The sequence below is a fragment of the Synechocystis sp. PCC 6714 genome, assembly GCF_000478825.2.
GTDB lineage: Bacteria > Cyanobacteriota > Cyanobacteriia > Cyanobacteriales > Microcystaceae > Synechocystis.
The window spans coordinates 2,188,185-2,199,497 of record NZ_CP007542.1 but is presented as its reverse complement, the minus strand read 5'-3'; the positions used below and the strand labels follow the sequence as shown (position 1 = coordinate 2,199,497).

At 49.4% G+C, this 11,313-nt stretch carries 8 protein-coding genes; 6 read left to right on the top strand and 2 right to left on the bottom strand.

The window, feature by feature from the left end; translation table 11 throughout:
* Positions 1 to 41: 41 nt before the first annotated feature.
* Both D082_RS10100 and D082_RS10095 read left to right on the top strand, forming a co-directional pair.
* Positions 42 to 5,393 carry a CHAT domain-containing protein gene (locus tag D082_RS10100; protein ID WP_238546684.1) on the top strand — a complete coding sequence of 1,784 codons (5,352 nt, stop codon included), beginning with the start codon at positions 42 to 44 and terminating at the stop codon, positions 5,391 to 5,393.
* A gap of 144 nt (positions 5,394 to 5,537) precedes the next feature.
* A complete protein-coding gene (locus tag D082_RS10095; protein WP_028947790.1) occupies positions 5,538 to 6,497 on the top strand; it encodes an NAD(P)H-dependent glycerol-3-phosphate dehydrogenase in 960 nt (319 codons plus the stop codon).
* 34 nt (positions 6,498 to 6,531) lie between these two features.
* On the opposite strand, the gene D082_RS10090 is transcribed toward D082_RS10095, so the two are convergent.
* On the bottom strand, positions 6,532 to 7,050 hold the full coding sequence (locus D082_RS10090) for a GNAT family N-acetyltransferase (protein ID WP_028947791.1): 519 nt from the start codon (positions 7,048 to 7,050) through the stop codon (positions 6,532 to 6,534).
* Positions 7,051 to 7,259: 209 nt separating this feature from the next.
* Here D082_RS10090 and glnA point away from each other — a divergent pair, with 209 nt between their 5' ends.
* Complete coding sequence (gene glnA / locus D082_RS10085; RefSeq protein WP_028947792.1) at positions 7,260 to 8,681, top strand: type I glutamate--ammonia ligase; 1,422 nt, start codon at positions 7,260 to 7,262, stop codon at positions 8,679 to 8,681.
* Between the two features lie 64 nt (positions 8,682 to 8,745).
* Here glnA and D082_RS10080 read toward each other — a convergent pair whose 3' ends face one another.
* Positions 8,746 to 8,928 carry a hypothetical protein gene (locus tag D082_RS10080; protein ID WP_028947793.1) on the bottom strand — a complete coding sequence of 61 codons (183 nt, stop codon included), beginning with the start codon at positions 8,926 to 8,928 and terminating at the stop codon, positions 8,746 to 8,748.
* Between the two features lie 52 nt (positions 8,929 to 8,980).
* On the opposite strand from D082_RS10080, the gene rpsB reads away from it, so the two are divergent.
* The 3 genes from rpsB (at position 8,981) to ndhN (ending at position 11,303) form a co-directional block, all read left to right on the top strand.
* Positions 8,981 to 9,793 (top strand): 30S ribosomal protein S2, encoded by an 813-nt coding sequence (gene rpsB, locus D082_RS10075; RefSeq protein ID WP_028947794.1) that lies wholly within the window; start codon positions 8,981 to 8,983, stop codon positions 9,791 to 9,793.
* Between the two features lie 154 nt (positions 9,794 to 9,947).
* Positions 9,948 to 10,604 carry a translation elongation factor Ts gene (gene tsf, locus D082_RS10070; RefSeq protein WP_028947795.1) on the top strand — a complete coding sequence of 219 codons (657 nt, stop codon included), beginning with the start codon at positions 9,948 to 9,950 and terminating at the stop codon, positions 10,602 to 10,604.
* A gap of 213 nt (positions 10,605 to 10,817) precedes the next feature.
* Positions 10,818 to 11,303, top strand: coding sequence for an NAD(P)H-quinone oxidoreductase subunit N (gene ndhN / locus D082_RS10065; protein WP_081857639.1), 486 nt, complete (start codon positions 10,818 to 10,820; stop codon positions 11,301 to 11,303).
* Positions 11,304 to 11,313 lie beyond the last annotated feature (10 nt).

The following is an 11,313-nucleotide window of genomic DNA, read 5'->3' as shown; positions in this document are numbered from 1 at the left end:
GAAGGGTTGGATATAATCGATGGGTAGTTAGTGGGTCTATTTTGTCCATTAATTGTCGTCAGCGTCCCATTTTGCTGGAAATAGCTGTGTTCATCCCCCCTTTCCGCTTGCTCCGCTTGTTCGGCTCGAGTTTGCTGGTTTGTTTGACTGGTACTATGCCGAGTACGCTGGCCCAGAACATCACCCCAGCTGCGGACGGCACTGGCACAACGGTTGATAGCCAGGGAAATCAATTCAACATTGGTGGGGGCAGTTTATCGGGCGATGGGAAGAATTTATTCCACAGTTTGCAACAGTTTGGGCTAGACCAAGGACAAATTGCCAATTTCCTTTCTAACCCCGATATTCGGAACATTCTCACCCGAATTGTGGGGGGGGATGCGTCGATTATTAACGGTCTCATCCAAGTTACCGGGGGCAATTCCAATCTCTTTTTGATGAACCCAGCAGGGATGATTTTTGGTCCCAATGCCAGCATCAATGTACCGGGAGATTTTGTCGTCACCACCGGCTCGGCGATCGGTTTTGGTAATGACCAATGGTTCCAGGCTTTTTCTGACAATGATTACAGTTCATTGATAGGCAATCCAAGCCAATTTGCCTTTGATTTGGCTAACCCTGGGCTGATCATTAATGCTGGGGATTTATCAGTCACGGAAGGTAAAAGTATCACCTTTTTGGGAAGTACCGTTGTCAACACTGGTTCATTGTCAGCACCGGGGGGAAGTATCACCGTGGCCGCCGTGCCAGGGCAAAATCGTATCCGCATTTCCCAAGTCGGCAGTCTACTGAGTTTGGAGGTGGAAGTTGCTCCCCAGATTGGCAAAAATGGTTCTTTTTCGGTGCTGGATCTACCGACCCTGTTGACCCGGGGAGCACAAAATCTCGATCTAGGTTTAGCGGTGCAACCTGATGGCAGTGTAATTAACACAAGTACAAATACAACGATTTCTTCATTACCGGGTTCTGTCACCGTATCGGGCAATGTTGATGCCAGTGGTAAAAGCACTAATATTTCCTCCGGGGGCCAAGTGGCGATCGCCGGCGATCGGGTTGCATTGCAAGGGGCTACGGTGGATGTTTCAGGCAATGGCGGCGGCGGTACAGTCCGTATTGGTGGTGATTTTCAGGGTCAACCTACTTTCCCTAGTGCATCCCAAGCCCTGGTGGATAGTAATTCGGTAATTAAAGCCGATGGTCTATTAGCAGGGGATGGGGGGACCGTTATTGTTTGGGCCGATGACTCTACCCGTTTTAGTGGCAACATTTTTGCCCAGGGCGGAACCATGGGGGGGGACGGAGGTTTGGTGGAGACCTCCGGTGCTAAAAGTTTGATTATTGGCGACACTGCCAGGGTAAATACCTTAGCAACCATGGGGGAAACAGGGATTTGGTTGTTGGATCCCCAGGAATTGATTGTTGGTCTTGTCAATAATCCTAATGCTGAGCCTGGTCTTATTTCCGCTTCCACCGTTGAAAGTAATTTGCTTTTGAGCAATGTTGTCCTCCAGGCAGACAAATCCATTGCTGTCAGTCAGCCGATATTTGCTACAAATTCCCCTAATAACATCACTTTTGATTCGTCCCTAGTCACCCTAGAGGCGCCGGTATTTTTAGGAACAGGTTCGATCATTTTTGCCAACACAGGGCCTATTGATACTGGAAATACATTAGTCACATCCCCTTTCACCAATTTAAATTTTGACAATAAAATTCAACTCAATGCCAACACAACATTTACTGCTCCGGGATACGATATTTATTTCCGTAAGGCTGTCAACGGTGGATTTGATCTATTAGGCAACGCTAACTTTATTTATTTTGATAACGGAGCTGGTACTACTACTCCCCTGAAAAGTTTCGGTGTCACCGCTACGGAGATTTATGTTAGTAATGATATCCTTGCCCAGGAAAATCAAATTTTTGACGGGATATTCTATGGGTTACAGCCGGTCAATTTGACCAGTAGTGTGGGCTCAGTGATTTTCACTAACAATATTCTAGTTAATGGAGGTCTTCAGGTTCAGGCTGCTCAAAATATAACTAGCCCATTTTCTTCTTTTCTCAATACAATTACCCTCTCTTCTTTTTCTATTGGCGCGGCGGAAATAGCATCCGATGTACTGCTTAGCGCGGGGAAGAATGTTTCTTTTGGTAATATCAACACCCAGGGTGGAAATTTAGACATACAAGCTTTGGGCAATATTTCAACTGGATCAATAGTTACCTCTCCATTGAGTGGCTCCGCAGGTAATGTAGTCCTTAATGCTGGGGGAAATCTCGCCACTGGCTATATAGAAACATCGGGAACCAATGGCGGTAACGTCACCCTATCTTCCGGTGGTGATACTAATACTGCCTACATTGATGCTCGAGGATTTGGAGATGGCTTAGAAATAGACAGCTTGGGGGGAGCTGTTTCTATCGAAAGCAAGGGAGACATTACCACTGCCTTTATTGATACTGGGGCCTATTCGAGTGAATCTCTCAATGAAGGTACGGGAGGAAATGTTTTCCTCACAGCAGATGGTAGCATTACCACGAATTACATATTCACCGCTGGCAAAAATGGAGGCGATATTTTCTTTCAGGCGGGCCAGAATATACAGATCATTGATTATTTAAATACCTATGGCAGTCAAACCAGTGGAGATGTATATGTTGAGGCTCCGCTGAACATTTTAATTGGCTCCTACATATACACTGGGGGGAATGGGGCACCAGGGAATGTATTCCTACAAGCAGGGGGAGATATTACCACTAGTTACATAGATACGTCGGCAGTCAATGGTGGTGATATTTTTATTCAGTCGGGGGGAGATATCGAAGTTGGTTATTTATTCACCAAAGGGTATGAAGGTACGGGAGGGGACGTCTATGTTGAGGCTGCTCGTTATTTTCGGGCGATCGATGGCTTTTTCCTAGGTGAAGAAGCACTGCCTCTCAGTATTTATACGGCTGGCGCCACAGCTGGAGGATCGGTCTACATTCAGTTTGGTGGAACTGAACCTTTCATCGTTGGTAATCCCATTACCAATGGGACTCTTGGGGCAATTAGTTCGGGAGACGACAATACTGTGCCAATCGGTACACCCCCCATTTTTGATACTTTTACCCTTGATAATATAACCATAACTACTGAACCCGAGCCGGAACCTGAACCTGAACCTGAACCTGAACCCGAGCCGGAACCTGAACCCGAGCCGGAACCTGAACCCGAGCCGGAACCTGAACCCGAGCCGGAACCTGAACCCGAGCCGGAACCTGAACCCGAGCCGGAACCTGAGCCCGAGCCGGAACCTGAACCCGAGCCGGAACCTGAACCTGAACCTGAACCTGAACCCGAGCCGGAACCTGAACCCGAGCCGGAACCTGAACCCGAGCCGGAACCTGAACCCGAGCCGGAACCTGAACCCGAGCCGGAACCTGAACCCGAGCCGGAACCTGAGCCCGAGCCGGAACCTGAACCCGAGCCGGAACCTGAACCCGAGCCGGAACCTGAACCCGAGCCGGAACCTGAACCTGAGCCCGAGCCGGAACCTGAACCGGAACCCGAGCCAGAACCTGAACCCGAGCCTGAGCCAGAACCTGAACCGGAACCCGAGCCAGAACCTGAACCCGAGCCCGAGCCAGAACCTGAACCTGAGCCCGAGCCGGAACCTGAACCTGAACCGGAACCCGAGCCGGAACCTGAGCCGGAACCTGAGCCCGAGCCGGAACCGGAACCGGAACCTGAGCCCGAGCCGGAACCTGAACCGGAACCCGAGCCCGAGCCAGAACCTGAACCTGAGCCCGAGCCGGAACCTGAACCCGAGCCGCCAACTCCTCCCATATCTGTGGAGCCCCCGACTCCTCCGGATGTTGAAGAAGTCGATGATGAGAGGCAGATATCGTTTGAGATTGAGCGATCCACTGTTACTAATACCCCAAGTCTGGAAATTCAGAGCCAAGACAGCGTTCCGGGTATTAATCTTTTCACCGGTAATATGGGGGTTAATTTCCCTTCTAATCAAGTTGCTTTACAACAACAACTCAATGAAAACGTAGAGGAAAGAATTTCTGCACAGTTTACCAGTCACCTTAATTTGAATGTTGAGCTTGAACTAGTTAATCCCGTTGAAGTGCTGGGAGAATTGAACCTTAACACTGGGGTTAATTCTGCCTTGGTTTACATCTATTTCTATCCCCCAGGAACTTTGGAGGAAATTCTTCCTGAATGGCAATTTTCTTCGAACAATGAAGGCGCTATTCCCCCTGTGGCACTCTATCCCCAGATTAGAGATTGGCGGGTAGCATCGGCCGAACAACTTATAATTCCTCCCAATAACAGTCCCCAGCCCGATGATCAATTGGTGATTGTGGTGGTGACGGAAGATGGCATTACCGAGCCGATTCCAGTCAATGTCAGCCGTCGGGAAGTAATCCGCCAAGTGGAGATTCTGAACCGGAACCTAACTGCGGCAAATCGAGGAGACAATTACCAAGCCCAAGCATCTCAGTTATATGACTGGTTAATTAGGCCAATTATGCCGATTTTGAGGAATAAAGAAAGGGAAATTGAAAATATTAGCTTTATTCTCGATCGAGGGTTACGTTCTTTACCCATGGCTGCGATGTACGATCGCCAGTCGGAGCAATACCTAATCGAACAATACAGTGTGGGACTAATGCCTAGTTTGGCCCTCACCAACCGGGATTATGCTCCCCTAAATGGGGCCCGGATTCTAGCCATGGGGGCGGAGACATTTGCCAACCAAAATCCATTGCCAGCGGCGGCGGTGGAGGTGGATACCATCACCAATCAACTCTGGCGGGGCAGTGCCTTCCTGAACGAGCAATTTACTGTGGATAATTTTGTGCAGTCCCTTGCTACCCAGGAATATCGACTGGTACACCTAGCCACCCATGGGGAATTTTTGCCCGGCAATCGTAACAATTCCTTTATCGTTTTTAGTGACAGATCCTTAGATTTAGACCAATTTGCCAACGTTGGTTTAAATAAACCTATTGACTTGATGGTTCTATCGGCCTGTCGCACCGCGGTTGGGGACTTCGATGCAGAATTGGGCTTTGCTGGTCTGGCGGTAAAAACCGGAGTTAAAACGGCGATCGGTAGTCTGTGGTATGTCAGCGATGAGGGGACTTTTGCTTTGATGACCAGTTTATATGACCGACTACAACACGCCCCAATTAAGGCTAAAGCCTTACAGCAGGCTCAACTCAGTCTGCTCCAGAAGAAGATCAAGGTGGTCGACGGCAATCTAGTCCTTGGGGATGGTACCACCATTTCCTTGGCGAACTTACCGCCGGATATTCGGCAACGCTTAGTAACGGACGATTTGAGCCACCCCTATTTCTGGAGTAGTTTCACCCTGGTGGGTAGCCCTTGGTAGAGAGGCCCATAGATCATAGATCAACGGAGACGCTTCATGAACTTCCTTGGGGTTTGAAGCATATTTACTAAATTACAAACAGGGGCAATGGGAGTACCAATCCATGGCCATAATGGAAGCGAAGACGAATTACCAAAAACTACCATGTCCTTTGTCAATACTAATGCTCCTCTCCATGTCACCGTTCTAGGGGCTGGGGCCTGGGGCTCTAGTCTTACCTATCTGCTAGATAGCAATGGTATCTCCACCCAAGTGTGGTCTCGCGGTAGGGATCCCCAACAAAGCTTGGAATCGATGGTGGCTGGGGCGGATGTAATTGTCTCTGCGGTTTCCATTAAGGGGGTGCCATCGGTGGCGGCTCGGTTACAAGCCATGGACCTCCAACGGCGGATCATTTTGGTCACCGCTACCAAAGGTTTAGATCCCCAGACTATGATGACCCCTTCCCAAATTTGGCAACAATCTCTCCCCTCCCAGCCGATCGCCGTTCTGTCGGGGCCCAATCTATCCAAGGAAATTGATCAGGGTTTGCCGGCGGCAACGGTAGTGGCCAGCAGTAACCAGCAGGCGGCGGAGGAAATACAGACAATTTTTGCGTCGGAGAACTTCCGGGTCTACACCAACAATGATCCCCTAGGCACGGAGTTGGGGGGCACCTTAAAAAATGTTATGGCGATCGCCGTTGGAGTGTGTGAGGGGCTAGGGCTGGGGACCAATGCCAAATCCGCCCTGATCACTAGGGCACTGCCGGAAATCACTAGGGTGGGGCTACATTTTGGTGCTCAACCGGACACCTTTTGGGGACTGGCGGGGTTAGGAGACCTTTTGGCCACCTGTTCTAGTATGCTCAGCCGTAACTACCGGGTGGGCTACGGCTTATCCAAAGGTCAATCCTTGGAGGAAATTTTGCTTAATTTGGGAGGTACCGCCGAAGGGGTAAACACCACTAACGTACTAATCAAAATTGCCAATCGGGAAAAAATTGCTGTGCCCATCACTAGGCAAGTCTACCGTTTACTCCACGGTAAAATCACCCCTCCCCAGGCGGTGGAAGCTTTGATGGAAAGGGAATTGAAAGCGGAATTTGAAGATTTTGATCTTTAAATACTTCTTTATCTAAATCCAAATAAAAAAGCTATCATTCTGATTCTGTCAACCGTAGGCCGAGAATTAGCAAATCCCTTTCCTGTCCTCCCAACTCCGCTACCTTTGGTAATAAGCCCCATTGTTCAAAGCCATGGTGTTGGAACAAACGAACGCTGGGTTGATTATGGGCAAAAATATATCCCAGTAAGGTTTTTAAGCCCAATTGGGGCGCCTTGGCGATCGCCATTTTTAGTAAATACTGCCCTAGGCCACGGTGATGCCATTGGGGATCAATATAGATGCTTAACTCCGCAGTGCGGTGGTAGGCCGGACGACCATAAAACCTTTGAAAGCCCAACCAACCCAAGATTTGTTTTTTCTCAGTGGCCAAAACCCAGAGGGGATAGGTGTCCGGGCTATGATCCGCAAACCACTGACGACGACTCTCCACCGTGATCGCATCGGTGTCTCCGGTGGCTACATTTTGGGGAATGTTGGCATTATAGATAGCAACAATGGAATCTAAATCCGTAATGATGGCATCCCGGAGGAAAAGGTCAGATGGGATCACAGCAATATTAAGTGCTTGCGGGTTTGATATGGTCACTGATCTAAATGTTAATGGGATTTGCCATTGTTTCCTCCATTTCTCGGCGATCGCCAAAGTGACACCGAAAAAATTGGTAGCTAAAAATACATTTTCTAACTACTTGACTCTTTAGGATGGATAGTCGACGCAGCGCAAAATCGTAATCTATCTGACTGCACTAAGGAGAAAAAATGGCTAAAACCCCCCAGGAAGTCCTCAAGTGGATCCAAGACGAAAAAATTAAGATCATCGACCTGAAATTTATTGACACGCCGGGGATCTGGCAGCACTGCTCCTTCTACTACGATCAACTAGACGAAAACTCCTTCGTCGAAGGTATCCCCTTTGATGGCTCCAGTATCCGGGGGTGGAAAGCCATTAACGAATCCGACATGTGCATGGTGCCCGACCCAAACACCGCCACCATCGATCCCTTCTGTAAAGAACCTACCTTGACTATGATTTGTAGCATCAAGGAGCCCCGCACCGGGGAATGGTATAACCGGGACCCCCGCACCATTGCCGCTAAAGCCGCTGAATATCTCCGCAGTACCGGCATTGCCGACACCGTCTATTTTGGCCCCGAAGCAGAATTTTTTCTCTTCGATGACATTCGCTTTGGGCAAACAGAAAACTCCAGCTACTACTTTGCCGACAGCGTTGAAGGCCGTTGGAACACCGGTCGAGAAGAAGAAGGGGGCAACCTCGGCTACAAACCCGGCTACAAACAAGGTTATTTTCCCGTTGCTCCCACCGACACCGCCCAGGACATCCGCACCGAAATGTTGTTGACCATGGCGGCCTTCGGCGTCCCCATCGAAAAGCATCACCACGAAGTGGCTTCCGGTGGTCAAAACGAGTTGGGCATCAAGTTCGACAAGTTGGTTAATTCCGCTGACAACTTGATGATCTATAAATATGTGATCAAAAACGTGGCGAAAAAGTACGGCAAGACCGTTACCTTTATGCCCAAGCCCATCTTCAATGATAACGGTTCTGGCATGCATGTGCACCAGTCCCTCTGGAAAGATGGTCAACCCCTCTTTGCCGGGGATAAATACGCTGGCTTTAGCCAAATGGGTCTGTGGTACATCGGTGGTATTTTGAAACACGCCCCTGCTCTGTTGGCCTTCACCAACCCCACCACCAACTCCTACAAACGCCTGGTGCCCGGCTTTGAAGCCCCCGTTAACTTGGCCTACTCCCAGGGCAACCGTTCCGCCTCCGTGCGGATTCCCCTCTCCGGTGGTAACCCCAAGGCTAAACGCCTAGAATTCCGTTGCCCCGATGCCACCTCTAATCCCTATCTGGCTTTTGCTGCCATGCTCTGCGCTGGTATTGACGGGATTAAAAACCAGATTGACCCCGGTGAACCATTGGATGTAGACATCTATGACCTAAGCCCGGAAGAATTGGCCAAGATTCCTTCTACCCCCGGCTCCCTGGAAGCGGCGCTGGAGGCATTGGAAAAAGACCACGAGTTCCTTACCGGCACTGGTGTATTTTCTCTCGATTTTGTCGAGAGTTGGATTGAGTACAAACTCGATAACGAAGTTAACCCCATGCGTCTTCGTCCCCACCCCTATGAATTCTCCCTCTACTACGATTGCTAGACCGGGAAGTCTTCTGACCTTTTATTACGGGTAGAAATTCCTGGAACCCATTTGAATGGCCGACCTAGTTCACCAAGAGTTGAACAAAGACTAGGTTGGCCATGCTGTTTTTTGTGGCTACTGAAGGATTTCCACCTCTATGGAGCGCAACCAGAGTTACCCGCCATTGGTAACCATGGCGATCGCCTGCTAAACTGGGAAGGTTGTCAAAAATTCGCACATCCAAGCTTTCGGGTGTTTTTGTCACAGACGAAAATTCCCTTGGATGAAGGATAAACCCGAATAGGAGAAAATTTAACATGCCCGTAGTCTCTCTCGCAGATTTGCTGGAGTCCGGTGTTCACTTCGGCCATCAAACCCGCCGCTGGAACCCCCGCATGGATCAATATATCTACACTGCCCGCAATGGTGTGCATATTATTGATCTAGTGCAAACCGCCCAACTAATGGAGGAGGCCTATGAATATGTCCGGTCTTCCACCATTAACGGCAAAAAGTTTTTATTCGTCGGGACTAAACGCCAGGCTGCCGGCATTATTTCCCAAGAGGCCCAACGCTGTGGCGCCCATTATGTTAACCAACGCTGGTTGGGGGGCATGCTAACCAACTGGGAAACCATCCGCAAACGGGTTGATCGCCTGAAGGAATTGGAAGCCCTGGAAAGCAGTGGTGCCATTGACCGCCGCCCCAAAAAAGAAGGTTCCATGCTCCGGCGGGAATTGGGCAAATTGCAAAAGTACCTCGGCGGCATTAAAAATATGCGTAAACTCCCCGACGTGGTGGTCATTGTGGACCAACGACGGGAACATAACGCCATCCATGAATGCCAAAAGCTGGGCATTCCCATCATTGCCATGTTGGATACCAACTGTGACCCCGATGTGGTGGATGTACCCATTCCCGCCAACGACGATGCTATCCGTTCCATTAAGCTGATTGTGGGCAAACTGGCCGATGCCATCTACGAAGGTCGCCACGGTCAACCGGATGTCAGCGATGACTACGAAGAGTTTGACGAAGGTTTGGATGGGGACAGCTTGGAAATGGATGTCGCTGAAGATGTGGCGGATGAAGTGGCCGAAGCGGAAACCGAAGGTACTCCAGAAGCTTAGGTTACAGCTCTTTGCCCCCTTCCCCTAACCCTAGACTTGAGAAAAATGTAGTTTTGGTGCTGGGGGATAAATAGTTGGTGTTTTCCATTACTCTTTGTCCCTCGGCTCGATAATTACCGTGCAATTATAGAAAAATTGATTAGGAACAATAACCATGGCAGAAATTACCGCTCAACTCGTTAAGGAACTGCGTGAAAAAACCGGCGCAGGCATGATGGACTGTAAAAAAGCCCTAAAGGAAAATGAGGGTAATTTAGAAAAGTCCATTGAATGGCTCCGCCAGAAGGGCATTGCCTCAGCGGATAAAAAATCTGGCCGCACCGCCGCTGAAGGTTTAGTCCATAGCTATATCCACTTTGGTGGTCGCATTGGCGTGTTGGTGGAAGTAAATTGCGAAACTGACTTCGTTGCCCGGGGCGATCGTTTTAAAGATTTGGTCAATGATGTGGCGATGCAGATTGCCGCTTGTCCTAATGTGGAATACGTCAGCGTTGCCGATATTCCCCAGGAAATGGTGGCCAAAGAAAAAGAAATTGAAATGGGTCGGGATGACCTTGGGAAAAAGCCTGCCAACATCAAGGAAAAAATTGTCCAAGGCCGCATTGATAAGCGTCTGAAGGAGTTATCTTTGCTGGATCAGCCCTACATCAAAGACCAAAATATCACCATTGAAGAATTGGTCAAACAGGCGATCGCCGAGTTGGGGGAAAACATCCAAGTCCGTCGTTTCATTCGCTTTAACCTCGGGGAAGGCATTGAAAAAGCGGAAACCAACTTTGCGGAAGAAGTGGCCGCCGCCGTCAAAGGCTAATGGGTCAGGCTTCCTTGCCAGGCTAATTTTTAGTTAAATTTGTAAGCCCACGGAACCCGAATTTCCACCGCCACAGGCCAGGGGAGATTTGGGTTTTTCTTTGGGGGTAAGTTTGGGAAAATCTTGCCGACCCATCTTTGTTTTGCCCGGAGAGTGTGTCAAAATCGTTGGTGATTAATCTGCTCTAGTTCCCCGTAACCTTTGATTATTGCCATGTTGCCATTGCCATTAATTGCCAACGGAAAAGGATTTATCCGCGCTTTGGAAAATGCCGGAGCTTTGGCGGTCTATGCTCCCCTGGAGGGTGGTTATGAAGGTCGTTACCAAAGGCGGTTGCGGGCCCATGGCTACAGCAGTATTTCCCTTTCAGCCCGCGGATTGGGGGATGTGGGAGCCTATCTCATGGAGGTCCATGGGGTGCGTCCAGCCCATCTAGGTAAGAAAAATATTGCCCAGGAAGGGGCGGTGGGTCCAATTTACTTTGCCCAGCCCATGGCCGGTTATCAGTTGGACAATTTGCCGCCCCAGAGTAAAGGATTAGTGCTCTGGGTTTTGGAGGGTTATATCCTCTCCCAAACGGAAATTCAAGATTTAATTAGCCTGACCAAACGGGAACCCCGGCTGAAGATCATTTTGGAAATGGGCGGCGATCGAGTTTTCCGTTGGCAACCTTTACTGGATTGTTTGCGGGCGGCCTAGGTTTTTGTCT

What these genes read in the sequence shown, in the direction of transcription:
- rpsB (WP_028947794.1), top strand. Translation starts at nt 8,981, where the DNA reads ATGCCCGTAGTCTCTCTCGCAGATTTGCTGGAGTCCGGTGTTCACTTC.
- ndhN (WP_081857639.1), top strand. Translation starts at nt 10,818, where the DNA reads ATGTTGCCATTGCCATTAATTGCCAACGGAAAAGGATTTATCCGCGCT.
- glnA (WP_028947792.1), top strand. Translation starts at nt 7,260, where the DNA reads ATGGCTAAAACCCCCCAGGAAGTCCTCAAGTGGATCCAAGACGAAAAA.
- D082_RS10095 (WP_028947790.1), top strand. Translation starts at nt 5,538, where the DNA reads ATGTCCTTTGTCAATACTAATGCTCCTCTCCATGTCACCGTTCTAGGG.
- tsf (WP_028947795.1), top strand. Translation starts at nt 9,948, where the DNA reads ATGGCAGAAATTACCGCTCAACTCGTTAAGGAACTGCGTGAAAAAACC.